The sequence below is a fragment of the Roseateles sp. T103 genome (assembly GCF_057219915.1).
This window is the reverse complement of sequence record NZ_JBXVVS010000001.1, coordinates 1,372,696-1,398,471: the sequence shown is the minus strand read 5'-3', so window position 1 is coordinate 1,398,471 and position 25,776 is coordinate 1,372,696. Positions and strand designations below refer to the sequence as shown.

26 protein-coding genes are annotated in these 25,776 nt (G+C 68.6%); 16 read left to right on the top strand and 10 right to left on the bottom strand.

Features of this window, described 5'->3' with window-relative positions:
• Window positions 1-55: 55 nt before the first annotated feature.
• A complete protein-coding gene (locus AC2EBS_RS06180; RefSeq protein WP_484727481.1) occupies window positions 56-1,108 on the bottom strand; it encodes an RNA methyltransferase in 1,053 nt (350 codons plus the stop codon).
• Between the two features lie 86 nt (window positions 1,109-1,194).
• Here AC2EBS_RS06180 and ispD point away from each other — a divergent pair, with 86 nt between their 5' ends.
• On the top strand, window positions 1,195-1,911 hold the full coding sequence (gene ispD, locus AC2EBS_RS06175) for a 2-C-methyl-D-erythritol 4-phosphate cytidylyltransferase (protein WP_484727480.1): 717 nt from the start codon (window positions 1,195-1,197) through the stop codon (window positions 1,909-1,911).
• 45 nt (window positions 1,912-1,956) lie between these two features.
• Here the strand turns inward: ispD and AC2EBS_RS06170 are convergent, their stop codons facing one another.
• The 6 genes from AC2EBS_RS06170 to AC2EBS_RS06145 form a co-directional block, all read right to left on the bottom strand.
• The gene (locus AC2EBS_RS06170) at window positions 1,957-2,571 is read right to left on the bottom strand and encodes a DUF2242 domain-containing protein (RefSeq protein ID WP_484727479.1); all 615 of its coding nucleotides are present in this window, start codon (window positions 2,569-2,571) and stop codon (window positions 1,957-1,959) included.
• A gap of 79 nt (window positions 2,572-2,650) precedes the next feature.
• The gene (gene moeA, locus AC2EBS_RS06165) at window positions 2,651-3,934 is read right to left on the bottom strand and encodes a molybdopterin molybdotransferase MoeA (protein ID WP_484727478.1); all 1,284 of its coding nucleotides are present in this window, start codon (window positions 3,932-3,934) and stop codon (window positions 2,651-2,653) included.
• A 48-nt stretch (window positions 3,935-3,982) separates the two neighbouring features.
• Window positions 3,983-4,606, bottom strand: a complete 624-nt coding sequence (mobA, locus tag AC2EBS_RS06160) for a molybdenum cofactor guanylyltransferase MobA (RefSeq protein ID WP_484727477.1) — start codon at window positions 4,604-4,606, stop codon at window positions 3,983-3,985.
• Entirely contained in the window at window positions 4,593-4,949 is a 357-nt protein-coding gene (locus AC2EBS_RS06155; protein WP_484727476.1) for a hypothetical protein, read from the bottom strand. Before AC2EBS_RS06155 ends, mobA begins: the two co-directional genes overlap by 14 nt.
• A gap of 8 nt (window positions 4,950-4,957) precedes the next feature.
• Window positions 4,958-6,115, bottom strand: a complete 1,158-nt coding sequence (gene moaA, locus AC2EBS_RS06150; RefSeq protein WP_484727475.1) for a GTP 3',8-cyclase MoaA — start codon at window positions 6,113-6,115, stop codon at window positions 4,958-4,960.
• 89 nt (window positions 6,116-6,204) lie between these two features.
• On the bottom strand, window positions 6,205-6,816 hold the full coding sequence (locus AC2EBS_RS06145; protein ID WP_484727474.1) for a phenylacetic acid degradation protein PaaY: 612 nt from the start codon (window positions 6,814-6,816) through the stop codon (window positions 6,205-6,207).
• A 170-nt stretch (window positions 6,817-6,986) separates the two neighbouring features.
• On the opposite strand from AC2EBS_RS06145, the gene AC2EBS_RS06140 reads away from it, so the two are divergent.
• From AC2EBS_RS06140 to AC2EBS_RS06085, 12 genes are all read left to right on the top strand, one after another.
• Window positions 6,987-7,799 carry an enoyl-CoA hydratase-related protein gene (locus AC2EBS_RS06140; protein WP_484727473.1) on the top strand — a complete coding sequence of 271 codons (813 nt, stop codon included), beginning with the start codon at window positions 6,987-6,989 and terminating at the stop codon, window positions 7,797-7,799.
• 1 nt (window position 7,800) lies between these two features.
• Window positions 7,801-8,247 (top strand): hydroxyphenylacetyl-CoA thioesterase PaaI, encoded by a 447-nt coding sequence (gene paaI / locus AC2EBS_RS06135; RefSeq protein ID WP_484727472.1) that lies wholly within the window; start codon window positions 7,801-7,803, stop codon window positions 8,245-8,247.
• Window positions 8,248-8,250: 3 nt separating this feature from the next.
• Complete coding sequence (gene paaK / locus AC2EBS_RS06130; RefSeq protein WP_484727471.1) at window positions 8,251-9,564, top strand: phenylacetate--CoA ligase PaaK; 1,314 nt, start codon at window positions 8,251-8,253, stop codon at window positions 9,562-9,564.
• A 13-nt stretch (window positions 9,565-9,577) separates the two neighbouring features.
• Entirely contained in the window at window positions 9,578-10,579 is a 1,002-nt protein-coding gene (paaA, locus tag AC2EBS_RS06125) for a 1,2-phenylacetyl-CoA epoxidase subunit PaaA (RefSeq protein WP_484727470.1), read from the top strand.
• Window positions 10,580-10,709: 130 nt separating this feature from the next.
• Window positions 10,710-11,003, top strand: coding sequence for a 1,2-phenylacetyl-CoA epoxidase subunit PaaB (gene paaB, locus AC2EBS_RS06120; RefSeq protein ID WP_484727469.1), 294 nt, complete (start codon window positions 10,710-10,712; stop codon window positions 11,001-11,003).
• Between the two features lie 17 nt (window positions 11,004-11,020).
• Entirely contained in the window at window positions 11,021-11,821 is an 801-nt protein-coding gene (gene paaC, locus AC2EBS_RS06115) for a 1,2-phenylacetyl-CoA epoxidase subunit PaaC (protein WP_484727468.1), read from the top strand.
• A gap of 7 nt (window positions 11,822-11,828) precedes the next feature.
• On the top strand, window positions 11,829-12,350 hold the full coding sequence (gene paaD / locus AC2EBS_RS06110; protein WP_484727467.1) for a 1,2-phenylacetyl-CoA epoxidase subunit PaaD: 522 nt from the start codon (window positions 11,829-11,831) through the stop codon (window positions 12,348-12,350).
• A gap of 12 nt (window positions 12,351-12,362) precedes the next feature.
• A complete protein-coding gene (gene paaE, locus AC2EBS_RS06105; protein WP_484727466.1) occupies window positions 12,363-13,442 on the top strand; it encodes a 1,2-phenylacetyl-CoA epoxidase subunit PaaE in 1,080 nt (359 codons plus the stop codon).
• A 7-nt stretch (window positions 13,443-13,449) separates the two neighbouring features.
• Window positions 13,450-14,079: a TetR/AcrR family transcriptional regulator gene (locus tag AC2EBS_RS06100; protein WP_484727465.1), complete on the top strand. Its 630-nt coding sequence runs from the start codon at window positions 13,450-13,452 to the stop codon at window positions 14,077-14,079.
• A gap of 85 nt (window positions 14,080-14,164) precedes the next feature.
• A complete protein-coding gene (locus AC2EBS_RS06095) occupies window positions 14,165-15,328 on the top strand; it encodes an ABC transporter substrate-binding protein (protein WP_484727464.1) in 1,164 nt (387 codons plus the stop codon).
• 191 nt (window positions 15,329-15,519) lie between these two features.
• On the top strand, window positions 15,520-17,583 hold the full coding sequence (gene paaZ / locus AC2EBS_RS06090; protein ID WP_484727463.1) for a phenylacetic acid degradation bifunctional protein PaaZ: 2,064 nt from the start codon (window positions 15,520-15,522) through the stop codon (window positions 17,581-17,583).
• 152 nt (window positions 17,584-17,735) lie between these two features.
• The gene (locus tag AC2EBS_RS06085) at window positions 17,736-19,517 is read left to right on the top strand and encodes a GGDEF domain-containing protein (protein WP_484727462.1); all 1,782 of its coding nucleotides are present in this window, start codon (window positions 17,736-17,738) and stop codon (window positions 19,515-19,517) included.
• 29 nt (window positions 19,518-19,546) lie between these two features.
• Here the strand turns inward: AC2EBS_RS06085 and AC2EBS_RS06080 are convergent, their stop codons facing one another.
• Window positions 19,547-20,701, bottom strand: coding sequence for an alpha-hydroxy acid oxidase (locus tag AC2EBS_RS06080; protein WP_484727461.1), 1,155 nt, complete (start codon window positions 20,699-20,701; stop codon window positions 19,547-19,549).
• 203 nt (window positions 20,702-20,904) lie between these two features.
• Entirely contained in the window at window positions 20,905-21,840 is a 936-nt protein-coding gene (locus AC2EBS_RS06075) for a LysR substrate-binding domain-containing protein (protein ID WP_484727460.1), read from the bottom strand.
• Between the two features lie 96 nt (window positions 21,841-21,936).
• Here AC2EBS_RS06075 and AC2EBS_RS06070 point away from each other — a divergent pair, with 96 nt between their 5' ends.
• Window positions 21,937-22,377, top strand: coding sequence for a YbaN family protein (locus AC2EBS_RS06070; protein WP_484727459.1), 441 nt, complete (start codon window positions 21,937-21,939; stop codon window positions 22,375-22,377).
• 9 nt (window positions 22,378-22,386) lie between these two features.
• Here the strand turns inward: AC2EBS_RS06070 and dinB are convergent, their stop codons facing one another.
• Complete coding sequence (gene dinB / locus AC2EBS_RS06065) at window positions 22,387-23,640, bottom strand: DNA polymerase IV (protein ID WP_484727458.1); 1,254 nt, start codon at window positions 23,638-23,640, stop codon at window positions 22,387-22,389.
• A 134-nt stretch (window positions 23,641-23,774) separates the two neighbouring features.
• Between dinB and AC2EBS_RS06060 the strand changes: the two genes are divergently transcribed.
• A complete protein-coding gene (locus AC2EBS_RS06060; protein ID WP_484727457.1) occupies window positions 23,775-25,058 on the top strand; it encodes an efflux RND transporter periplasmic adaptor subunit in 1,284 nt (427 codons plus the stop codon).
• Window positions 25,055-25,765, top strand: a complete 711-nt coding sequence (locus AC2EBS_RS06055) for an ABC transporter ATP-binding protein (protein WP_484727456.1) — start codon at window positions 25,055-25,057, stop codon at window positions 25,763-25,765. The genes AC2EBS_RS06060 and AC2EBS_RS06055 overlap by 4 nt, the downstream gene beginning before the upstream one ends.
• Window positions 25,766-25,776: the final 11 nt, after the last annotated feature.

Sequence of the window (25,776 nt, the reverse complement as noted above, 5' to 3'; positions counted from 1 at the left end):
GGGAGTCTGGACAAGCCGCCGATTTTATCGGTCAGCGAGAGGCGCCAAACCGTGTCTAGACGGCTGGCCGCGGCTGCAGCCGGATCGGCCGGACGCCTGCATCGCTGGCCGCGCGCGCGCGCAGCTGGCCGCAGCCGCCATCCACATCCTGCCCGGCCGAGTCGCGCAGCTTGGTCAGCACGCCGCGCTGGTGCAGCTCGCGCGCGATGGCGCGGGCCTGGTCCCAGCTGGGGCGGCGGTAGGGCAGCTCGGGCACGCTGTTGTAGGGAATCATGTTGAGCACGCCGTACCTGCCCTTGAGCAGGCGGACGATGCCATCCATTTCCTCGGGGCCGTCGTTGACGCCCTCGATCAGCGTCCACTGGTACTGGATCGGGTAGCCGCTGAAGCGCGCATAGGCCTCGCCGGCCTCGACGATCTGCTCGGGCGTCAGCCGCGGCGCGCGCGGCAGCAGTTCCTCTCGCAGCGCCGCCTTCGTGGTGTGCAGCGACAGTGCCAGCGCCGGCTTCACCTCGCCCGCACCCAGCGCATGCAGGCGCTCGAACACGCGCGGATCGCCGACGGTGGAGAGCACCAGATTCTTGTGGCCGATATTGCCCACGGTGCCCAGCAGCGTGATCGCCTCGAGCACCGCGTCCAGGTTGTGGGCCGGCTCGCCCATGCCCATGAAGACCACCTTCTTCACCGCACGCCGCCGCCGAGCCAGCGCCACCTGGGCGACGATCTCGGCGCTGCCAAGCTGGCGGATCAGCCCGTCCTTGCCGGTCATGCAGAACACGCAGCCCACCGCACAGCCCACCTGGGACGAGACGCACAGGCCGTCGCGCGGCAGCAGCACGCTTTCCACCATCTGGCCGTCGGCCAGCGCGACGAGCAGGCGTGCCGAGCCGTCTTCGCCGGGATGTTCGGATACCAGGCGCGCCAGGCCCTGCAGCTCGGCATCCAGCTGCGGCAGTGCCTCGCGTATCGACAAGGGCAGGAAGTGCTCGGGCCGGCGTCGCCCCTGCTCGTGCGGCAGCGCCATCACCCAGTCGCGCAGCAGGCGCTGCTCGTGCCGGGGGCCGGCACCGAGGCTGCGCAGGCGTTGGCGGAGGATGGAGATCTGCATGACGAAGGCGTTGTTCTGAGGGGCGGCGATCCGCCGGGGCGCGCAGTGTAGGAGGGGCCGGGTGCCGGTCCCTAGAATCGGCGCCCATGAGCGATTTTCCCATTGGCCTGACACCGCGCTGCTACGCGCTGGTGCCGGCCGCCGGCGTCGGTGCACGGTCCGGCGCCGACCGCCCCAAGCAGTACGTGCCCATCGCCGGGCGCGCGATGATGGCCCACACGCTGGAGGCGCTGCTGGCGGTGCCAGGTCTTGCCGCCACTCTGGTGGTGCTGTCGCCCGAAGACGATCAGTTCGAGGCTGCCGTGCCCGGCTTCGCCGGTGAGCGCGGCTGGGTGGCGCGCTGCGGCGGCGCCACGCGAGCCGAGAGCGTGGCCAATGGCCTCGTCGAGCTGCTGGCCCGCGGCGCGCAGCCGCACGACTGGGTGCTGGTGCACGACGCGGCGCGCTGCCTGCTGCGCCCGGAATGGGTCGAGCGGCTGATGCAGGCCTGCGCCGACGACGAGGTCGGCGGCCTGCTCGCGCTGCCGGTGGCCGACACGCTGAAGGAGGCCGATGCGCAGGGCCGGGTGGCCGCCACCGTGGACCGCCGCGGCAAATGGGCCGCACAGACGCCGCAGATGTTCCGTCTCGGCCTGCTGCGCCCGGCGCTGGCCGCCGCCGGCGCCGCCGTGACCGACGAGTCCAGCGCCATCGAGGCGTTGGGCCATCGGCCGCTGCTGGTGGAGAGCCCGCTGGAGAACTTCAAAGTCACCTGGCCGGCAGACTTTGCGCTGGCCGAGCGCTTGCTGAAGAGCCGCTCCTGATCGAGTGCGCGTCGCGCCTTTGTGGAGGATCTTGTGGCAGCCCGGTCAGGGCGTGCTCGCGGCCGGCTGAGCCGCCGATGCGGCGATCTCTCCCTGGTCCTTGAGGATGCTCTGCATCAGGCCGAAGAAGCGGTCGTAGAAGCGGCCGGCGGGGATGGTCTCGGAGCCGACCTTGACCAGCGAGTCGAGCGTCGACGAGGTGGGCAGCGAGATCGAGCCGATCGCGCTGACGCCGACGCTGGTCGAGGTGCTGCTCTTCTTGACCACGTAGCGGTCCTGCACCGCAGAAACGTAGGCGGTGGCGAGCTTGTTCGCGCCGCCTTCGGGCACGCAGACCACGGTGAAGCCGATCTCCACATGCAGCTCGCCCTCGGGCTGGAAGCGCTTCACCGCCTTGAGCTTGTCGGCGCTGGTCAGCGTCAGCTCGTAGCCCTGGCTGAGCAGCGCGCGGCGCGCCGCCTCGCAGGTGTCCTGCACCGAGGCGTCGAACATGCGCGAGTAGGTCTCGTCGGCCTCGAAGCGCTCGTGCTGGTAGACGGAGAACTTGTCCTGCGCCTGTTTGCCCGCGGGCTGACCGCGCCCGAGCAGGCTGCCGCAGCCGCTCAGCGCGAGGGCAGCGAGCAGCAGCGTGGCGATACCGGCAGGGGAGCGCATCGACATGGGCAGCAGGAGACGAGAGCGTGAACAGTGGCGATTATCGCCAGCCCGTGTGATGAAGCTGCGTGCCGGCCCCGGTCGATCAGCCATGCAGTCCTTCGAAGAGCTGCACGTCGACCAGCTCGCCTGCCGCGATATCGCCCTGCTCATGGCCGAGCACCACCAGGCCATGCGCGTGGCTCATGCTCGACAGGATGCCCGAACCCTGGTTGCCGGTGATCTCCACCTGCCAGCCACGGCCATCCGGCGCGAGGGTGAGGATGCCGCGCTGGAACTCGGTGCGGCCGGGCTTCTTGCGCAGCGGCCGGGCGCTGGCGGCGCGCACAGTGGGCAGCGGCTGCGGCGTGGCGCCGGCCATCGCCAGCAGCGCCTCGCGCACGAAGGCGTAGAAGGTCACCATCACCGCCACCGGATTGCCCGGCAGGCCGAAGAGCATGGCCTGATGTCCGCCACTAGGGATGCGGCCGATCGCCATCGGCCGGCCCGGCCGCATCGCGATCTTCCAGAACAGCACCTCGCCGAGCTCGGCCATCACCTTCTTGGTGTGGTCGGCCTCGCCGACGCTGACGCCGCCCGAGCTGATGATCGCGTCCGCGCTGGCCGCCGCCTGGCTGAAGGCCTCGGCCAGCGCCTGCGGGTCGTCGCGCACCGTGCCCAGGTCGATGATTTCCACGCCCAGGCGCTGCAGCAGGCCCCACAGCGTGTAGCGGTTGCTGTCGTAGACGCAGCCGGCGTCCAGCGGCTGGCCCAAGGAGCGCAACTCGTCGCCGGTCGAGAGAATGGCCACGCGCAGGCGCCGGCGCACCGGCACCTCGGCCATGCCCAGCGACGCGATCAGGCCCAGGTCGGCCGGGCGCAGCACGCGGCCGGCGGCCAGCGCGACCTGGCCGACGGCCAGGTCTTCGCCGGCCAGGCGCCGGTTGTCGCCGGCGCGCACCGCGCCGGCCGGGATCACGACGACCTCGCCGTCCAGGCGGGTGAACTCCTGCGGCACGACGGTGTCCAGCCCAGGCGGCATCAGCGCGCCGGTCATGATGCGCTGGCAGTGGCCGGGGGGCAGGTCTTGCGCGGCGGAGCCGCCGGCGAGGCTGGTGCCGGCGACGCGCAGCCGGGTCTCGGCGTCGGCGTTCAGCTCGCTGCCGCGCAGCGCATAGCCGTCCATCGCCGAGTTGTCGGCAGCCGGCACATTGATAGTCGAGACGATGTCGCTGGCGAGCACGCGGCCCAGACTGCTTCTGAGCGCCAGCTTTTCGACGGTGGCCACGCGCGGCAGCAGCCTGGCGATGAACTCGCGCGCCACGTCCACGCGCATCGATTGCGGGTCATAGCCCGACAGGCAGGAGGCGATGTCTTGCAGCTTGCTCATGGTGTGCGCATTGTCGGCGAGCGGCGCCGGTCAGAGCGGCCGCGGCACTCAGCGCGGCTGCTCCAGCGTGGCCAACTCGTCCCTGGTGTTGGCGTTGAAGAAGGCGCGCACATCGTCCGGCCGCTCGAAGGGCACGACGACATGCGACTGCGCGCGCATCCAGCTTTCCAGCCGGCGCCCGCCCTGCGCCAGATAGTCCGCCAAGCCTGAGGCGAGGCTGGTGCGCAGCAGGCAGAACACGGGCTGCAGGCGCGGCGCAGCGCCCGGGGCTTCGGCGCACTCGGGCAGGGCAAGTTCGACGCCGGCAGACTCGGCCGCGGCGAGCAATCGCGCGCCCAGGTCCATAGGCAGCAGCGGCGAGTCGCAGGGCACGGCCAGCAGCCAGGGCGTCGCGCAGGCCTGCAGCCCGGCGAGCAGACCGGCCAGCGGGCCGTTGAACTCGCCATTCGCATCGGGCAGCACCGGGTGGCCGAAGGCGCGGTACTGCTCGAGGTTGCGATTGGCGCTGATCAGCAGCGGACCGACCTGCGGGGTCAGGCGCTGCAGCACATGGGCCACCAGCAGCCGGCCCCGCAGAGGCTGCAAGCCCTTGTCCACGCCGCCCATGCGGCTGCCGCGGCCGCCGGCGAGCACCAGGCCGGTGATCGGTGCCTTGGCTTCAGTCGCGCTCATCGCTGCCGGGGCGTGGCGCGTCGACCGGGAAGCTGTCCGCCTGCACGGAGGGTCCTTTCATCACCGCGGTGATCCAGCTGCCGATCAGCCAGGTCATCACCAGCGTCAGCGCGAAGAGCACGGCGCCGATGACCATGTAGTCGATCAGCAGCGCACTGCGCACGGCGTCGTTGTGCAGGCCCGGCTGCACGAACTGCTTGGCGAATTCGCCGACCAGCCAGGGCAGGGCGAAGCTGGCGATCAGTGCGTAGACCAGCCGGCGGCGGACCTGGGGTGTGAACCAGCGCGTCATGGCGCCGCCGAGCTGCTCGGCGGGCGTGGCGGCTTGCTCATCATCGGCCATGCGCGACCTCATCCGCCGATGTAGTGCATTTCCACCCGGCGCGGCGCGCTCGCACTGCTGGCCATCTCAGGGGTTTCGGCGCTGCGCAGCTGCGAGTAGCGGTCGTCGCGCCGTCCCCAGATGCCAGCCAGCGCCGCGCCGATCTGCTCATCGCTGACGCTGCGGCCGTCGCCGGGGCGCAGCAGGCTGCGCAGGTCGTGGCCCTGGTGGGCGAACAGGCAGGTGTAGAGCTTGCCTTCGGTGGACAGGCGGGCGCGGTTGCAGTCGCCGCAGAAGGCCTGTGTGACGCTGGAGATCAGGCCGATCTCGCCACGGCCGTCGTCGTAGGCCCAGCGCTCGGCCGTCTCGCCTGGCGCGGTCGGGTCCAGCGCATGCAGGCCGAACTCGCTGCGCAGCAACTGCAGCACCTCGCTGGAGGGCAGCACCTCGTTCATGCGCCAGCCATTGGTGGCGCCCACGTCCATGTACTCGATGAAGCGAAGCACGATGGCGCCGCGGTAGTGGTCGCGGAAATAGCGCGCCATCGGCAGGATCTGGTCCACGTTGACGCCGCGCTTGACGACCATGTTGACCTTCACCGGCCCCAGGCCGACGGCCTGCGCGGTCTCGATGCCGCGGAGCACCTCGGCCACCGGGAAGCCGACGTCGTTCATGCGCTGGAAGACCTCGTCGTCCAGTCCGTCCAGGCTGACGGTGATGCGCTGCAGGCCAGCATCCTTCAGCGCGCGGGCCTTCTTCGCGAGCAAGGAGCCGTTGGTGGTCAGCGTCAGGTCCAGCGGCTCGCCCTCGGGCGTGCGCAACTCGGCCAGCATCTCGATGAGCCGCTCCAGATGCTTGCGCAGCAGCGGCTCGCCGCCAGTCAGGCGCAGCTTGCGCACGCCATGGGCGGCGAAGATGCGTGCCAGCCGCGTGATCTCTTCGAAGCTCAGCAGATCGGCATGCGGCAGGAACTGGTGGTAGTGGTCGAAGACCTCCTTGGGCATGCAGTAGCTGCAACGGAAGTTGCAGCGGTCGGTGACCGAGATGCGCAGGTCGCGCAGCGGCCGGCCCAGCGCATCGGACAGCAGGCCCGTGGCGTCCAGCCCCCGTTCCGGCACGGCCACCGGCAGCCCCTGCGGGCGCGATGGCGTGCGGTCGGCAATCAGCGGAATGACGCGGTCTGTCATGGCGCTTGATTGTGCCTGCCTGCTTGTCACCTGCTGCGCGCTAGGCGTATCGCACAGACAGGGACTTGCGCTAAGTCATCTGCCCATCCTCAACCACGTCGCGTTGCCACCAGTGGCTTGACCTGGCCATCCTTGGCGGTCTGCAGAGTGGGGCGGTCGGGCTCGATCTGCGCCAGTGGCTGGATTTCGACCATGCTGGCGCGGCAGCGGCGGCTGAGTTCCTGGTAGGTTCGCGTCCCCTCGAGCTTCCAGCGCATCTCGTCCTCGCTGAGTTCGCGCATCACCTTTGCTGGCACGCCCGCCACCAGCGACTTCTCCGGCAACTTGAGGCCCGCGCGCACAAAGGCGCTGGCGGCGACGATGGTGTAGGCGCCGACCTCGGCCTCGTCCATCACCACGGCGTTCATGCCCACCAGCGCGTCGTGGCGCACCACGCAGCCGTGCAGCACCGCGCCGTGGCCGATATGGCCGTTGGTCTCGACGACGGTCTCGGACGCCGGGAAGCCATGGATCACGCAGGTGTCCTGCACGTTGACGCCCTCCTGCAGCACGATGCGGCCGAAGTCGCCGCGCAGCGAGGCGCAGGGGCCGATGTAGGCGCCGGGGCCGACGATGACGTCGCCGATCAGCACGGCAGTGGGGTGGACATAGGCGCTGGGGTGCACCACGGGAATGACGCCGTCGATCGCATAGCAGGGCATGGGGTGGTCTCCGTTCTTGGGTTCCAGATCGATTAGGGGATTTCCCTGATCTTGATGTGACTCAGAGTGGCTTGCGCCAAGTCAAGCGTGAACTTACGATCTACCGACCGGTCGGTCAAGAATATTTCCAGCCGTTCGAACAACGCTCGATTTCGAGGAGACAGTCGCCCATGTCGCAACCCAACGAAGCGCCTTTGCTCGTCTCGCAGGAAGGCGCGGTGCGCTTCCTCACGCTGAACCGGCCGGCCGCGCTGAATGCCTTCACCACGGCACTGCTGGCCCAGCTGCGTGAGGCACTGGCCGAGGCGGCGCGCGACCAGAGCGTGCGTGCGGTGCTGATCACCGGCAGCGGCCGCGGCTTCTGCGCCGGCCAGGACCTCAGCGACCCGATGATCAGCCCGGAGTTCGGCGAGAACGCCCAGCCCAAGGACATCGGCCACCTGCTGGACCAGTACTACATCCCGATGGCGCTGCAGCTGCGTGCCATGCCGGTGCCGGTGGTCTGCGCGGTCAACGGCGTGGCCGCGGGCGCCGGTGCCAGCGTGGCGCTGGCCTGCGACATCGTGATCGCGGCCGAGTCGGCCAGCTTCATCCAGGCCTTCTCGAAGATCGGCCTGATTCCGGACTGCGGCGGCACCTGGCTGCTGTCGCGCCTGGTCGGGCGCGCCAAGGCGTTGCAGTTGGCGATGCTGGGAGAAAAGCTGCCGGCGGCGGAGGCCGCGCAGCTGGGCCTGATCGCGCGCTGTGTGCCCGACGCCGAGCTGATGGCCACTGCGCATGCCACCGCGGTCAAGCTGGCGGCGCTGCCGACCCGGGCGCTGGCCGAGACGCGCCGCCTGATCGACGAGGCGATGGACCTGCGCTTCGACGAGGCGCTCAAGCTCGAGTCCCGCGTGCAGAGCCAGCTGGGCTATGCCGACGACTACCGCGAAGGCGCGCAGGCCTTCTTCGAGAAGCGCACGCCGCAGTTCAAGGACCGCTGAGATGACTCCCCAGCAAATCGCCGAGGCCGTACGCGACGGCATGTTCGCCAATGACCGCGCCTCCAAGGGTCTGGGCATGGAGATCACCGCCATCGGCCCCGGCAGCGCGACCATCCGCATGACGGTGCGCGAGGACATGCTCAACGGCTTCGACATCTGCCATGGCGGCTTCATCACCACGCTGGCCGATTCGACCTTCGCCTTCGCCTGCAATTCGCACAACCACATGACCGTGGCCCAGGGCTTCGGCATCGACATCGTGGCACCCGCCCGGCTGGGCGACGTGCTCACCGCCGAGGGCCGCGAGGTCTCGCTTGCCGGCCGTACCGGCGTCTACGACATCACGATCAAGAACCAGCGCAATGAGCTGGTCGCCGTGTTCCGCGGCAAGTCCTACCGGCTCAAGGGCCGCTACGTCGTGCCGGAACTGGCCAATCAGGAGACTTAAGGAATGACCGTCAAGACACCCGCGCCCGGCGACCTGGAGCCGATCGAGAAGGCCAGCCGCGACGAGTTGCAGGCGCTGCAGTTGCAGCGCTTGAAGTGGACGCTGCAGCACGCCTACGACAACGTGCCGCACTACAAGGCCGCGTTCGACGCCAAGGGCGTGCATCCCAGCGACATGAAGCAGCTGTCGGACCTCGCGAAGTTCCCCTTCATGACCAAGAAGGACCTGCGCGACAACTATCCCTTCGGTCTCTTCGCGGTGCCGCGCGAGCAGGTCTCGCGCATCCATGCCTCCTCGGGCACGACCGGCAAGCCGACGGTGGTGGGCTACACGGCCAAGGACATCGACACCTGGGCGAACCTGGTGGCGCGCTCGATCCGCGCCTCGGGCGGCCGCCCTGGCGACATCATCCATATCGCCTACGGCTACGGTCTCTTCACCGGCGGCCTCGGTGCGCACTATGGCGCCGAGCGCCTGGGCTGCACCGTGATCCCGATGTCCGGCGGCCAGACCGAGAAACAGGTGCAGCTGATCCAGGACTTCAAGCCCGACATCATCATGGTCACGCCCAGCTATATGCAGGTGATCATCGAGGAGTTCGCTCGCCAGGGCCTGGACGCACGCGACAGCTCGCTGAAGGTCGGCATCTTCGGCGCCGAGCCCTGGACCGAGGCGATGCGTCGTGAGATCGAACACAAGGCGGCGATCGATGCGGTGGACATCTACGGCCTCTCGGAAGTGATGGGCCCGGGCGTGGCCAACGAGTGCATCGAGTCCAAGGACGGCCCGACGATCTGGGAAGACCATTTCTACCCCGAGATCATCGACCCCGAGACCGGCGAGGTGCTGCCCGATGGCGAGGAGGGCGAGCTGGTCTTCACCTCGCTGAGCAAGGAAGCGCTGCCGGTGATCCGCTACCGCACCCGCGACCTGACGCGCCTGCTGCCGCCGACCTCGCGCAGCATGCGCCGCATGGGCAAGATCGTCGGCCGCAGCGACGACATGCTGATCATCCGCGGCGTCAATATGTTCCCCACGCAGATCGAGGAGCTGGTGCTGCAGGAACCGGCGCTGTCCGGCCAGTACCAGATCGTCGTCAGCCGCGACGGCCATCTCGACGCCGTCGAGGTGCGCTGCGAGCTGCAGCCCAGCGCGGTGGCCAGCGCCAATGTCGGCGAGATCTCGCGCCATCTGCAGCACCGCATCAAGACGCTGATCGGCGTGTCCACCAAGGTGGTGATCGGCCCGCCCGATTCGATCGAGCGCACGCTGGTCGGCAAGGCCCGCCGCGTCGTTGATCAGCGACCCAAGTCCTAAGCAGGAGCAAGAGATGTACACCCAGGCAATGAGCATCGGCCCTCAGGAAACGAGCGCCAAGATCAAGACCGCCGAGGAGGCTGCCAAGGAAGCGGCCTTCGAGGCCCGCGTCGGCGAAGGCGAGTTCGTCGAGCCCAAGGACTGGATGCCCGAGCACTATCGCAAGACCCTGGTGCGCCAGATCAGCCAGCACGCGCATTCCGAGATCGTCGGCATGCTGCCCGAGGGCAACTGGGTGACACGCGCACCGACGCTCAAGCGCAAGGCGATCCTGCTGGCCAAGATCCAGGACGAGGGCGGCCACGGTCTCTACCTGTACTCCGCCGCCGAGACGCTGGGTGTCAGCCGGGATCAGCTGCTCGACGCGCTGCACACCGGCAAGGCCAAGTACAGCTCGATCTTCAACTACCCGACGCTGAACTGGGCCGACATCGGCGTGATCGGCTGGCTGGTCGACGGCGCGGCGATCATGAACCAGGTGCCGCTGTGCCGCTGCTCCTATGCGCCGTACGCGCGGGCGATGATCCGCATCTGCCGCGAGGAGAGCTTCCACCAGCGCCAGGGCTACGAGAGCCTGCTGGTGATGATGCAAAAAGGCACGCCCGAGCAGAAGGCCATGGTGCAGGACGCGGTGAACCGCTGGTGGTGGCCGTCGCTGATGATGTTCGGCCCGCACGACAAGGACTCGCAGCACTCCGAGCAGTCGATGCGCTGGGGCATCAAGCGCATCAGCAACGACGACCTGCGCCAGAAGTTTGTCGACGCCACCGTGCCGCAAGCCGAGGTGCTGGGCATCACCGTGCCCGACCCCGATCTGAAGTGGAACGAAGCCCGCGGCCACTACGACTTCGGCCCCATCGATTGGAGCGAGTTCTGGCGCGTCGTCGGTGGCGACGGCCCCTGCAACAAGGAGCGTCTGGCCGCGCGCGTGCGCGCCTGGGACGAAGGCGAATGGGTGCGCGAGGCCGCGATGGCCTATGCGAAGAAGCAGGCCACCAAGGCCCAAGCTGCTTGAATTAGCCCACCCCCTACGCGCTGCGCGCGCCCCCTCCAGGGGGCGAGCCCGCAGGCCCGGCAAAGCCGGATCCTCGGGCTCCGCTCGGGCAGCGTGACGGGTTCGGTAAATCTGTACGAAGGAGTACGCGATGACGACGACGAAGAACGAATGGCCGCTGTGGGAAGTGTTCGTGCGCAGCAAGGCGGGCCTGGATCACAAGCACTGCGGCAGCCTGCATGCGGCTGACGCCAAGATGGCCGTGCAGCTGGCCCGCGAGGTCTACACCCGCCGCCAGGAAGGCACCAGCATCTGGGTGGTGCAGTCCAGCCACATCGTCGCCTCGGACCCGGGCGAGAAGGGCATGTACTTCGACCCGATGGAAGACAAGGTGTACCGCCACCCGACCTTCTACGAGCTGCCGGAATCGGTCAACCACATGTAATGGGCAGGTAGATCGACATGGCACAACAATCGATCAAGGTCGGCGACAAGCCCGAGGTGCGCTACCTGCTGCGCGTCGCCGATGGCTGCCTGGTGCTCTCGCAGCGACTGGGCGAGTGGTGCGGCCACGGCCCCATCATCGAGGAAGACCTGGCGCTGACGAATATGGCGCTGGACCTGATCGGCCAGGCCCGCGGCCTGCTGACCCGCGCCGGTGAACTCGACGGCCAGGGCTTCGACGAAGACCAGCTGGCTTTCCTGCGCGACGAGCGCCAGTACTACAACCCGGTGCTGATGGAGCTGCCCAATGGCCCCAACGGCCCGGGCCGCCCCGGCGATTTCGCCTTCACCGTGGGTCGTAATCTGGCTGCCGCCACCTGGCTGATGCTGATGTGGCAGCGCCTGCAGGCCTCCAGCGATGCCGAGGTCGCCGCCATCGCCGCCAAGGCGGTGAAGGAAGCGCGCTACCAGCAGCAGCACGCGGCCGACTGGGTGATCCGCCTGGGCGACGGCACCGACGAATCCAAGCGCCGCATGCAGGCCGGCATCGAGCAGATGTGGCCCTACGTCAACGAGCTCTTCGTCGACGACGCCATCGATGCGCAGGCGGTGAAGACCGGCCTGGGTCCGGCTTGGAGCGAGCTCAAGGCCGACTGGACCGCGGCGATGGAGTCGGTCTTCGCCGAGGCGGGCCTCGCCACGCCCAAGACCAGCCCCTATGTCTCCACCGGCCGCGTCGGCGTGCACAGCGAGCACCTGGGCCACATGCTGGGCGAGATGCAGTATCTGCAGCGCGCCTATCCCGGCGGTGTCTGGTAAGCGAGCGATGAGCGAGCTGCCGATGGCCAACACCTGTGGTCGCCTGGAGGCGGCCTGGGAAGTGCTTCGCCAGATCCCCGACCCCGAGGTGCCGGTGATCTCGCTGTGCGAGCTGGGCATCGTGCGCGACCTGAAGGAAACCGCCGCTGGCCTGGAGGTGGTGCTGACGCCCACCTATTCGGGCTGCCCGGCCACCGAGCTGATCCAGGACAACGTGCGCGACGCGCTCAAGGCCTTCGGCGAGGTGCAGATCACCATGCAGCGCGCGCCGGCCTGGACCACCGACTGGATCAGCGACGAGGGTCGCCGCAAGCTCAAGGACTACGGCATCGCGCCACCCGGCCCGGCCAACCCCGAGCAGGGCCAGCCGATCCGGCTGGTGCACCGCGCCTCGCTGACCAAGCTCGCCTGCCCGCGTTGCGGCTCCGAGCAGACCGAGAAGCTCTCGGCCTTCGGCTCCACCGCATGCAAGGCGCTGTATCGCTGCCTGAGCTGCCGCGAGCCCTTTGAACACTTCAAACCCATTTAGGCAAGCAAGACCATGAGCCTGAACTTCCATCCGCTGCGCGTGCGCGAGGTCCGTCCTGACACCGACGAGGCCGTGATCGTCAGCTTCGATGTGCCTGCCAATCAGCGCGAGACCTTCCGCTTCACCCAGGGGCAATACCTGACCCTGCGCGCCGAGGTCGGCGGCGAGGATCTGCGCCGCTCCTATTCGATCTGCGCCGGCGTTGACGATGGCGAGCTGCGTGTCGGCGTGCGCAAGGTCAACGGCGGCAAGTTCAGCAACTGGGTCAACAGCCAGCTGAAGGCCGGCGACACCATCCAGGTCTTCCCGCCGCAGGGTCGCTTCTTCGTGCCGGTCGATCCGGCTGCCGAGCGCCACTATGTGGGCATCGCCGGCGGCTCGGGCATCACGCCCATCCTGTCGATCATGAAGACGGTGCTGGCCAAGGAGCCCAAGAGCCGCTTCACGCTGATCTACGGCAACCGCCGCCAGGCCTCGACCATGTTCAAGGAAGAGATCGAGGACCTGAAGAACGAGTACCTGACGCGCCTGTCGCTGCACCATGTGTTCAGCGACGAGATCGTCGACTCGCCGCTGATGGCCGGCATCATGAACCGCGAGAAGATCGCCGAGTTCCTTGGCACGCTGGTCGAACCGGCGAGCATCTCGCACGCCTTCATCTGCGGCCCCTACCAGATGAACGACGAGGCCGAGGCCGCGCTGCTGGCCGCTGGCGTCAAGCCCGAGGCCATCCACATCGAGCGCTTCGGCACCGCCGAGATGCAGCAGGGCAAGCCCGCACCGCACGAAGTGCGCCCCGAGGACGCCGAGGCCGCCACCGTGGTGCTGATCCGCGACGGCCTGTCGCGCGAGTTCGCCTTTACGAAGAGCGATCCCAGCCTGCTCGACGCCGCGGCGCGCGCCGGCCTGGAAATGCCGTACTCATGCAAGAGCGGCGTCTGCTCGACCTGCCGCTGCAAGCTGGTCGAAGGCAAGGTCCGGATGGATAAGAATTTCGCCCTCGAGAAGCACGAGGTCGAGGCCGGGTTCATCCTGAGCTGCCAGGCGCACGCCCTGACGCCTCGTGTGGTGATTTCCTTCGACGAAAGATGAGTGTTTGATGGCCCGCGGACGCGCCCCTGGTTTCGATGCCACCCGTGAACAGATCCTGGCCCAGGCGGCCCGGCTGTTCGCCAAGCAGGGCTACTCGGGCACGTCGATGAATCAGGTGGCCGAGGCCTGCGAGGTGTCCAAGCCGACGCTCTACCACTATGTGCGCGACAAGCACGAGCTGCTGATGCAGATCTGCGAGGGACATGTGCGCGGGCTGGCTGCCGAAGTCGAGGAGGTGCGTTCGCTGGGGCTGGCGCCGCAGCCGCACCTGCGCGCGCTGATCGAGCGTTTCGTGCAGACCTATGGGGCCGCGCAGAACGAACATCGGGTATTGACCGAGGACGTGAAGTTCCTGAACGACGAAGATCGCGGCAGGCTGCTGGACATCGAACGGCAGGTGGTCGGGGCTTTTGCCGACGCCATCGCCGCGGTGCGCCCTCAGCTCCAGGCCGCGCGTCTGCACAAACCTCTGACGATGCTGCTGTTCGGCATGATCAACTGGACCTTCACCTGGCTCAAGCCCGACGGCGAGCTGACCTATGAGGCGATGGCGCCCATGGTCGCGGATCTGTTCTTCGGCGGCCTCGGGGCCGTGGAGGCGTCGGCCGCTGCCGCTGAAAGTCTCGCGAAGGCTTGAAGGCGGAGCATCCGCCGAGCCCTGGCTACCCATCACCTTCACCCACCCCCAAACCCAACGGTTTTTCAACAAGAGGAGACAAGCGATGACAAAGATGAACAAGCTGCTCGGCAAGTCGCTGCTGGCGCTGGCCGCCGGCGCGGCGCTGATGGGCAATGCGCTGGCCGACATCACCGTGGGCGTCACGGTCTCGGCCACCGGACCGGCAGCCTCGCTGGGCATTCCGGAGAAGAACACGATCGCGCTGATGCCGACCAAGATCGGCGATCAGAAGGTCAACTACATCGTGCTGGACGATGCCTCGGACACGACCACCGCCGTGGCCAACACGCGCAAGCTGATCACCGAGCACAAGGTGGACGTGGTCATCGGTTCGACCACCACGCCCAACTCGCTGGCGATGATCGATGCCGTGGCCGAGAGCCAGACGCCGATGATCTCGATGGCCGCCTCGGCGCGCATCGTCGAGCCGGTCGAGGGCAAGAAGAAGTGGGTCTTCAAGACGCCGCAGAACGACATCATGATGGCTCTGGCGATCGCCAGCCATATGGCTTCGCAGGGCGTGAAGACCGCGGCCTACATCGGCTTCGCCGACGCCTACGGCGAGGGCTGGTACCAGGAGTTCCAGAAGATCGCCAGCACCAAGGGCGTGACCATCGTCGCCAACGAGCGCTACAACCGCAACGACACCTCGGTCACCGGCCAGATCCTCAAGATCATGGCGGCCAAGCCCGATGCGGTGCTGATCGGCGGCTCGGGCACGCCGGCCGTGCTGCCGCAGAAGACGCTGAAGGAGCGTGGCTTCACCGGCAAGTTCTACCAGACTCACGGCGTGGCCAACAACGACTTCCTGCGCGTCGGTGGCAAGGACGTCGAAGGCACCTTCCTGCCGTCCGGCCCGGTGCTGGTGGCCGCGCAGCTGCCCAATGACCATCCGGTCAAGAAGAGTGCGCTGGCCTATATCGCCAAGTACGAGGCCGCGCACGGCAAGGGCTCGGTCAGCACCTTCGGCGGACATGCCTGGGATGCCGGCCTGCTGCTGCAGGCGGCTGCACCGGCGGCGCTGAAGAAGGCCAAGCCCGGCACGCCGGAGTTCCGCGCCGCGCTGCGCGACGCGCTGGAAGGCGTGAAGGAACTGCCCGGTGCCCATGGCGTGTTCAATATGTCGCCCAACGACCACCTGGGTCTGGACCAGCGCGCCCGCGTGATGGTCAAGATTGAGAACGGCACCTGGAAGTACCAACCCTGAGTTGGGCCGCGCTGGGCTACTGCGCCGGCCGATCTCGGGCTCTGGATGCTCGCCGTACGGGAGTACGGCTGTGCGTCCCGAGCCCGACCTCGACCGGCTCGTGACGCCCCTCGCACCCCAACTGGGCGTAATTCCGTAGTAGATCCGGCCCGTTCGCGGGCCATTTTTTCGAGTTATTTGAGGTCCTCCGCATGAGCGCCACCACCACTCCCCATGTCCTGCAGAGTCTGATTGCCGATCGTTGGGTCGGTCACACGGCCGCACGCGCGCTGCACAGCGCGGTGAACGGCCGCGAGGTGGCGCTGACTCATGCCGAGAGCATCGACTTCGGCGAGAGCCTGGCGCATGCGCGGCGCATCGGCATCTCCACGCTGCTGAAGCTGGACTTCCAGCAGCGCGCCGCCATCCTCAAGGCGCTGGGCGCCTACCTGATGGAGCGCAAGGAACAGCTCTATGCGATCTCGGCCCACACCGGCGCAACACGGCCTGATTCGTGGATCGACATCGAGGGCGGTGTCGGCACGCTGTTCGCCTACGCCAGCATGGGCCGGCGCGAGCTGCCCTCAGCCAACATCGTGCACGAAGGCCCGGCGCAGCAGCTGGGCAAGGAGGGGCACTTCATCGGCTCGCATGTGCTCGTCCCTAAGCGCGGCGTGGCCGTGCACATCAACGCCTTCAATTTCCCGATGTGGGGCATGCTGGAAAAATTTGCGCCCAGCTTCCTCGCCGGCATGCCCTGCATCGTCAAGCCGGCCACCGCGACCAGCTATGTGGCCGAGGCCGCCGCGCGCCTGATGCATGAATCCGGCCTGCTGCCGGCCGGCAGCCTGCAATTGATCATCGGTTCCAGCGGCGACCTGCTGGACCGCCTGCTCGAGACCGATGTGGTGACCTTCACCGGCTCGGCCGACACCGCCGCGCAGCTGCGCGTCACGCCCAACCTGATCCAGCGCAGCGTGCCCTTCAACGCCGAGGCCGACAGCCTGAACTGCGCCATCCTCGGCCCCGACGTGACGCCGGACGATCCCGAGTTCGAGCTCTTCGTCAAGGAGATCCAGCGCGAGATGACCGCCAAGGCCGGCCAGAAGTGCACGGCGATCCGCCGCGCCATCGTGCCTGCCCAGCACATCGACGCGGTGGCGGCGATGCTGCGCGAACGCCTGGCCAAGATCAAGATCGGCGACCCGGCGGTGGAGGGGGTGCGCATGGGCGCACTGGCTTCGATGGCCCAGCAAGCCGATGTGGCCGAGCGCCTGGCGCTGCTGAGCCAGGGCAACGAGCTGGTCTATGGCGCCAAGGATGGTTTCGCGCCAGTGGGCGACGGCGTCAAGGACGGTGCGTTCTTCGCGCCCAGCCTGCTGCTGTGCCGCGACGGCTTTGCCAACGAGGCGGTGCACAACATCGAGGCCTTCGGCCCGGTGTCCACGCTGATGCCTTACGAGACGCTGGACGAGGCGATGCAGCTGGCCGCCAAGGGCCGCGGAAGCCTGGTCGGCTCGGTGGTCACCAAGACCCCGGCCATCGCCGCCGAGGCGGTCTACCAGGCCGCCGCCTTCCACGGCCGTATCCTGGTACTGGACCGCGAGGCCGCCAAGGAAAGCACCGGCCACGGCTCGCCGCTGCCCATGCTCAAGCATGGCGGCCCGGGCCGCGCCGGCGGCGGCGAGGAGCTGGGCGGCATCCGCGCCGTCAAGCATTACCTGCAGCGCTGCGCGGTGCAGGGCTCGCCGACCATGGTCACCGCGATCACCGGCGAGTACCAGCGCGGCGCTGCGGTGAAGGAAGACGTGGTCCACCCCTTCCGCAAGTACTTCGAAGAGATCCAGATCGGCGACTCGCTGCTGACGCACCGTCGCACCGTCAGCGAGGCCGACATCGTCAACTTCGGCGGCATCTCGGGCGACTACTTCTACATGCACTTCGACGAGATCGCCGCCAAGGAGACGCAGTTCGGCAAGCGCATCGCGCATGGCTACTTCGTGCTTTCGGCCGCGGCGGGCCTGTTCGTCTCGCCGGCGCCGGGCCCGGTGCTGGCGAATTACGGCCTGGACACGCTGCGCTTCGTCAACCCGGTGGCCATCGGCGACACCATCCAGGCACGGCTGACCTGCAAGCGCCGTATCGACCGTGGCAACCGCCCCGACCAGCCGCCGCAGGGCGTGGTGGCCTGGGACGTGCAGGTGACCAACCAGCGTGGCGAACTGGTGGCCAGCTACGACATCCTCACGCTGGTCGCCAAGAAGCCCCAGGGCTGAGCAGCGTCCGCCCAGGCGCAGGCGCCTGGGCGGGCGTCCAGCGGCGCTGCGATATGCTCGCGTCCAGTTCAAGGACGGGAGCCTGACATGCCGCGTGAGCCAGGGCGAGGGTTGGGGCGCGGCTGCGCCGATGCGGCGCGCCTGCTTTGCTCATGAGCGCCGAGGTGCTGCCGAGCCCAGGACAGGTCGATGCGCTGCTGGCGGACGCCCACGCGCTGCGTCACCAGGACGCGCGCCAGGCGCTGGCGCTGAGCCAGCAAGCGCATGCGCTGGCGCTGCAGATCGACTATCAGCGTGGTGTCGGTGCGGCGCTGCTGCATTGGGGGGTGTGCGGCTTCATCGTCGGCGCGAGCGCGGCTGAGGTGCATGGCCGGCTGCAGTCAGCCGCCACCTTGGCGCAAGCCCTGGACGATGGCCCGACGCAGTTCGACGCGCTGAACGTGCGAGCGCTGCAGCTGTCCGCCGAAGGCCGGCGCGATGCGGCTGTCGAGCTCTTCCTTGAATGCGCTGCGCTGGCCGAGCAGGCTGGCGATGAACGCCGGCTGTCCAAGGCACTGACCAACCTGGCGATGGAGCACCAGGCCGAAGGGCGTTATCCCGAGGCATTGGAGCTGTTGCAGCGTTCGTTGGAGCTGTGCGAGCGGCTGAACGATGTGCTCGGGCAGGCCTATGCGCTGGCCAACCAGGGCAAGGTGATGGGCGAGCTGGGCGCCTATGAGGATGCCTTGCGTGCGCTGCAGATGAGCCTGGCGATAGACAGTTCGGGGCTGGACCTGGCGCGGCAGTCGACCACCCACCTCCAGCTCGGCCGGATCCTGCTGCGCCAAGGCGAGCCAATGCTGGCCGCAGAGCATCTGTGCACGGCGGTCACGCTGTCGCGGCGGACGGGCAACCATCGCGACCTCTGCGACGCCTTGTTGGGCCTCGCAAAGGTCCAGCTGGTCCAAGGCGAGGAGGCCGCGGCCGACCTGTCCTTGAACGAGGCGTTCGCGCTGGCGCATCAGACCGACGATCTGTGGCGCCAGGGCGCGGTGCAGCTGGCACTGGGCCGGATGCTGCTGGGTCAACGTCGGTATGAGGAGGCCATGCCGCGCCTGGAGGCTGCGCTGCAGCTGGCCGAGCTCGGCAAGGACATCGCGCTGCGTGCCGAAGCGCACGAGACGCTCGGCGAGCTGGCGGAGGCGCGGGGGGACTTCAGGGCGGCCTTGGCGCATGTCCGACAGTTTCACGGCCTGCGTCACCAGCAGCACGGCGAGCGCGTGCAAGGGCAGCTCCGTGGCTTCCTGCTGCGCGGCGCGCGCCGCGACCTGGCGCGCGAGGCCGAGGGTGAGCGCCAGCGCAGCCAGCACCTGGCCAACGAGCTTGACGCCGCGCGCCGCGCCGAGCAGGAGAAGCAGCGCCTGCTCGAACAGCTGGCGGCACAGACTGAGATGCTTCAGCAGCTCAGCCGCGAGGACGGGCTGACCGGTGTGGCCAATCGCCGCTGGCTGGACCTGCAACTGGCCAGCGAATTCGAGCGCGCACGCCGCTTCGGCCATCCGCTGAGCCTGGTGATGCTGGACCTGGATCACTTCAAGTCCATCAACGATCGCTTCACCCATCAGGTCGGCGATCAGGTGCTGCGTGCCGTCGCCGCGCTGCTGCGCGACGGCTGCCGCCAGTCCGACCTGGTCGGGCGCTATGGCGGCGAGGAGTTCGTGCTGCTGCTGGTGGAAACGCCGCTCGAGCGCGCGCTGCAGACCTGCGAACTGCTGCGCCAGCGCCTGGCCGAGTTCGCCTGGGAGCGCGTCCATCCAGAGCTGCGCCGGGTCAGCTTCAGCGCCGGTGTGGTGAGCAACGCGCAGTCTGCCGATCTCGCCGCTCTGCTCGCTGCTGCCGATGAACGCCTGTACCGGGCAAAAGCGGCCGGGCGCGATCGCGTCTGCGCGGACTGAGCTGCGCGCCCGGTCCGCGCTCGAGCCGCTCAGGCGGTCGGGTAGGTGCCTGGCAGCAGGATCTCGCGCGTGACGTTCTTCAGCTGCGTGTGGCCGCTGAAGGCCATCGTCAGGTCCAGCTCCTTGTGGATGATCTCCAGCGCCTTGGTCACGCCGGCCTGTCCCATCGCGCCCAGGCCATAGAGGAAGGCGCGGCCGATATAGGTGCCCCGGGCGCCCAGGGCCCAGGCCTTCAGCACGTCCTGGCCCGAGCGCACGCCGCCGTCCATGTGCACCTCGATCTGCGAGCCCACCGCGTCGACGATGCGGGGCAGGGCGTGGATGCTGCTTTCGGCGCCATCGAGCTGGCGGCCGCCGTGGTTGCTGACGATCAGCGCATCGGCACCCGAGTCCACCGCCAGGCGCGCGTCCTCCACGTCCTGGATGCCTTTGAGGATCAGCTTGCCGCCCCAGCGCTTCTTGATCCACTCCACATCGCCCCAGTTCAGCTGCGGGTCGAACTGCTTGGCCGTCCATTCGGCCAGCGAGCCCATATCGCCCACGCCCGAGACATGGCCGACGATGTTGCCGAACTGGCGGCGCTGGGTGCCCAGCATGCCCAGGCACCAGCGCGGCTTGGTCATCAGGTTCAGCATCGTGGCGAGCGTCGGCTTGGGCGGCGCCGACAGGCCGTTCTTCAGATCCTTGTGGCGCTGGCCGAGGATCTGCAGGTCCAGCGTCAGCACCAGCGCGCCGCAATTGGCGGCCTTGGCGCGGTCGATCAGGCGCTCGATGAAGCCACGGTCGCGCATCACATAGAGCTGGAACCAGAACGGCGCCTTGGTGTGCGCAGCGATGTCCTCGATCGAGCAAATGCTCATCGTCGACAGCGTGAAGGGCACGCCGAAGGCCTCGGCCGCGCGGGCCGCCAGGATCTCGCCATCGGCATGCTGCATGCCGGTCAGTCCGGTGGGCGCGATCGCCACCGGCATCTTCACGTCCACGCCGACCATCTGCGTGGCGGTGCTGCGGTTCTCCATGTTCACCGCCACGCGCTGGCGCAGCTTGATCTTCTGGAAGTCGCTCTCGTTGGCGCGGTAGGTGCTCTCGGTCCAGGAGCCCGAATCGGCGTAGTCGTAGAACATGCGCGGCACGCGCTTCTTAGCGAGGACGCGCAGGTCTTCGATGCAGGTGATGACGGGCATGGCTTGTCTCCGGACGTCGGGTCGATTGTTTCTATGGCCAGGCGCGCATTGTCGGTGGATGGCCGCCCCAGCCGGCGCTCAGCTCGCGAAGCATGCTAGGTCAGGCAGGCGGGGCGCAGCAGGAAAGAGATTCAACGCTGCCCTGAACTTCCTTCCGTCGGCAGCCTGCATGGCTCCTGCGCTTTCGACAGCAGCCTTGCGCTTCAGCGCAGCTCGGCGCATCGCGCGGCGAGCCAGGCACCGAAGCGCCGTGCGGCTTCGCTCTGTGCTGCATGCAGGCGCAGCACATAGGCCGTCTGCGCCGGCACGCTCAGCGGGAACAGCCGCCGCAGCGCGCCGCTGTTCAACCAGGCGGCGGCCAGGCTGGGCCGGCCCAGCGCAACGCCCTGGCCGCAGGCTGCCGCTTCCAGCGTCAGCCCCAGGTCCACGAATCGAGTGCCGTGACCGGGCTCGGGCCAGTCCAGATGGGCGGCGCGCAGCCAGGGCGTCCAGGGCTCGATGGGCGTGCGCAGCAGCGGCGCGTGGCGCAGGTCGGCCGGTTCGCGCAGCGGGGTGCCGGCGGCCTGCAGCCGGTCCAGCAGCGCGGGCGCGGCCATGGGGGTCACCTCGTCGAGCATCAAAACCTGGGCCTCGGCGCCGGAGCTTGCCAGCTCGCTGCTGGGCAGATTGCCTATCTCCACCTCGGCCTCTGGCGCGGCTTCGTCCAGGAAGGGCGTGGACAGCAGCAGTTCCAGTTCGATCTCGGGATGCGCCGCGGTGAAGCCGGGAAGCGCTGGCACGAGGATTTGTCTGGCGAAGGTCGGCGGTGCGGCGATGCGCAGCCGTTCGACGCCGCGCTGCAATGCGCGGCGGTGCAGCGGGATGGCGGCCATCGCGTCCAGCACCTGGCGCACCTGGGGCAGGTACTCCTTGCCGGCAGCCGTCAGCGCCAAGGGCTTGGCGGCGCTGCGCGAGAGCAGTGCCGCGCCGAGCAGTTCTTCCAGCGTGGAGATGCGCTTGGACACTGCACTGGCGGTGATGCACAGGGCCTCGGCAGCGCGCTCCAGGCTGCCCAGACGGGCTGCGGCCTCGAAGGCGCGCAGACCTTCGATCGAAGGGAAGCGCAGCGCTTGTGCTTGCGGCTCGGTGGATGAAGACATGCTGGCTCGCACTGTAGCGGCTGCCCGCGCGGGCGCTGATCGGTGCTCGCCCCATGGCGCCTGGTCGGTCTTTGCGCGGCGCCTACACTGGCGAGCATGGCCACGTCCGAACCTACGTCTGCCTCCCCGGCCAAGTCTGTCGTTCCCCTGGTCCATCTGGACCCGCCGCGCCGCCCGCTGTGGCAGCGCGGACTGTGGGCGCTGGCCGGCGTGACCAGCCTGGTGCTGGGCATCGTCGGCGCCTTCCTGCCCGTGCTGCCTACCGTGCCTTTCGTGCTGCTGGCGGCCTTTTGCTTCTCGCGCGGCAGCCGTCGTGCCGAGGACTGGCTGCTCAACCATCGCGTGTTCGGCCCGATGGTGCGCGACTGGCGCGCGAACCATTCGATCCCCTGGCGCGTCAAGCAGCTGGCCTGGGGCATGATGGCCATCGGCTCGCTGTGGGCTGGCTGGCTGCTGCCGCTGCGCTGGTGCTGGGTGCCGGCGGCCTGCTGCGCGGCAGTGGCTTACTGGATGTACAGGCTGCCGACGCGGCGCTGATCCCCGGCCTCAGAACAGGTCCAGCGACTCGGGTACCGGCTCGGCCACGCCGCCGGGGAGCGCGGCGCTGCGTTTCCTGTGCGCCGCGGCCTGGGGCGGCTCGCCCGGCCGCGAGAGATTGCCCACCCGCACGCCGAGCAGGCGGATGCGCTTGTCGAGATTCACGCGCTTCAGGCAGGAGCCGGCGGCGCGGCGTATCGCCTTCGCATCGGCGACCGGCGCGTCCAGCGTCACATCGCGCGTCACCGTGTGAAAGCCCTCGAAGCGCAGTTTCAGGCCTATGGTGCGGCCCTCGTAGCCCTTGCGCGCCAGATCGGCCGCGACCTGCTCGCACAGCCGCGTGAAGATGGCCGAGAGCTGCTCGCGGTCGTGCATCGCATGCAGATCGCGTTCGAAGGTGGTCTCGCGGCTGATCGACACCGGCTCGCTGTGAGTGACGACTGGACGGCGATCGCGGCCGTGCGCGGCCTCATGCAGCCAGGCGCCGTAGCTCTTGCCGAACTGCGCGATCAGCATCAAAGGGTCGGCAGCGGCGAGCTGGCCTATGGTCGCTATGCCCAGCGTGGCCAGCTTGGCGCTGGCCTTGGGCCCGATGCCGTTGATCTTGCGCACCTCCAGCGGCCAGATGCGCGTCGGGATGTCGGCCTCGGTGAGGATGGTGATGCCGTCGGGCTTGTCCATCTCCGAGGCCATCTTGGCGAGCAGCTTGTTCGGCGTGATGCCGATCGAGCAGCTCAGGCCGGTGGCGCGCAGCACCGAGTTCTTGATCTCGCGAGCCACCGCGCGCACGCCACCCAGCGGGTCGTGGCCCACCGGCTCGCGGATGCCAGGCACCTCGCTGAGGTCGATGTAGATCTCGTCGATGCCGCGGTCTTCGATCACCGGCGCGAGTTCGGCCACCGCGGCCTTGAACAGGCGCGAGTAGTGGCGGTAGGCCTCGAAATCCGCCGGCAGCAGGATCGCGTCGGGTGCGCGCAGCGCGGCCTTCATCAGCCCCATCGCCGAGAACACGCCCAGCCGGCGCGCGGCATAGCTGGAGGTGGTGGCCACGCCGCGGCCGGTGTAGTCGCGCAGCCGGGCGAACTCGCGCGTGCCGTCGGGTCGCATCACCGGCGCATGCGCGCGGCGGCCGCCCACCACCACCGGCAGGTCCTTGAGCTCCGGATAGCGCAGCAGCTCGACCGAGGCATAGAAGGCGTCCATGTCCAGGTGCGCGATCAGGCGCTCGGGCAGAGGTGCGGCGGTGGCGTTGACGGCGGCCATGGTGTCGACATTGTGGCGCCCACTCTTGCCATCGCTTGGCAGCAGCCAGAGTCCTGGCAGGCTGCGGTGTCACACAGAGCATGCACAATCCGCTGGCCCACCCAAGGGCAGAATTTCAACGTCGCTCCACACATATGGCTGAATCCTCTCCCGCCGCCGGCCTGACGCAGCTGAAGATCGACCGGCAGTCGCCGCAATCGAAGTCCCCGGGCCGGCGCCGCCTGCCCTGGCGCTGGATCATCGGCGGCCTGCTGCTGCTGGTCGTGGCCGGGGTCGCGCTGGCGCCGCGGCCGGCCGAGGTGCGTGTCAGCTCGGTGCTGCAGAGCACGCCTGCCGCGCAGTATGCGCAGCTCACCGCCTCGGGCTATGTGGTCGCGCAGCGCCGCGCCGCGGTGGCGTCCAAGGCCAGCGGACGGCTGGTCGAGCTGACGGTGCGCGAAGGCTCGGTGCTGAAGAAGGGCGAGCTGATCGCCCGCATCGACGCGTCCGACGTGCAGGCCTCTATCGGCGCTGCCGCAGCCGGCGTGCGGCTGGCCGAGGCCAGCGCACGCCAGGCGCAGAGCGCGGTGCAGCAGGCGCAGGTGGAGCTGTCCAACGCCGAGGCCGAGCATCAGCGCAGCGTGAGCCTGCAGGCCCAGGGTTTTGTCTCCAGCCAGGCGCTGGATGCGGCCAAGCGGCGGCTGGATGCGGCGCGGGCCGGCTTCGCGTCGGCCCAGGCCGGCGTGGGCTCGGCGCAGGCAGCGGTGCAGCAGGCCCAGGCCCAGTTGGCGCTGCAGCAGGTCAATCGAGACTTCACCGAGATCCGCGCGCCTTTCGACGGTGTGGTGCTGGTGAAGAACGCCAATGTGGGCGACATCATCACGCCCTTCTCGAATGCCGCCGGCTCGCAGGGCGCAGTGGTGACCATGGCCGATCTGGGCACGCTGGAGGTCGAGGCCGACGTCTCCGAGTCCAGCCTGGCCAAGGTGGCGCCAGGGCAGCCGGTGGAGATTACCCTCGATGCCTTGCCGGGCCAGCGCTTCCAGGGCCAGGTGGCCGGCATCGTGCCGACCGTCGACCGTGCCAAGGCCACGGTGATGACCAAGGTGCGCTTCGACCAGCTGGATGCGCGCATCCTGCCGGAGATGAGCGCCAAGGTGGTGTTCCTGTCCAAGAAGCCCGCGGCAGACGAACTGCAGGCGGTGCTGGCAGTCAACCCCAAGGCGCTGCAGGAGAGGGACGGCAAGACCTGGCTGCTGCGCGTCAAGCGCGAGGGTGATGCCGAGGTGCTGGAGGCGTTGGAGGCGAAGAAGGGCCGCACGCTGGGCGATCTGCTGGAGGTCTCGGCCCAGGGGCTGAAGTCCGGCGACCGCGTGGTGCTGGAGCCCGGCCCCAAGCTGGCCGGCGGCGCACGCGTGACAGTGTCGGCCAAGCCATGAGCAGTGCCGAGCAAGCCCTGATCCGCATCGAGTCGCTGTCCAAGGCCTATCGCCGCGGCCAGCAGGACATCCCGGTGCTGCTGGATGTGTCGCTGGAGGTGCAGGCCGGCGAATTCGTCGCGCTGATGGGGCCCAGCGGTTCGGGCAAGAGCACCTTGCTCAATCTGATCGCCGGCATCGACCAGCCCAGCAGCGGCCGCATCGTGATCGGCGGCGTCGACATCGCCACGCTCAGCGAGGGCGCGCTGGCCGACTGGCGCGCCGCACATGTGGGTTTCATTTTTCAGTTCTACAACCTGATGCCGGTGCTCAACGCACTCGAGAATGTCGAGCTGCCGCTGCTGCTGACCGGCTTGTCGGCCCGTCAGCGCCGCGAACATGCCGAGGCTGCGCTGGCCATGGTGCGGCTGGCGGATCGCATGGACCACTATCCCAACGAACTCTCCGGCGGCCAGCAGCAGCGCGTGGCGATCGCCCGTGCGCTGGTCAGCGACCCCAGCCTGATCGTGGCCGACGAGCCCACCGGCGACCTGGACCGCGTCACCGGCCAGGAAGTGCTGGACCTGCTCGAGGACCTGAACCGCAAGCTCGGCAAGACCATCGTGATGGTGACGCACGACCCCAAGGCCGCTGCGCGGGCGCGGCGCCTGATTCATCTGGAGAAGGGCGTGCTGGTGCCGGATGAGGCGATTGCCGACAAGCACTGAGTTCTCGCTAG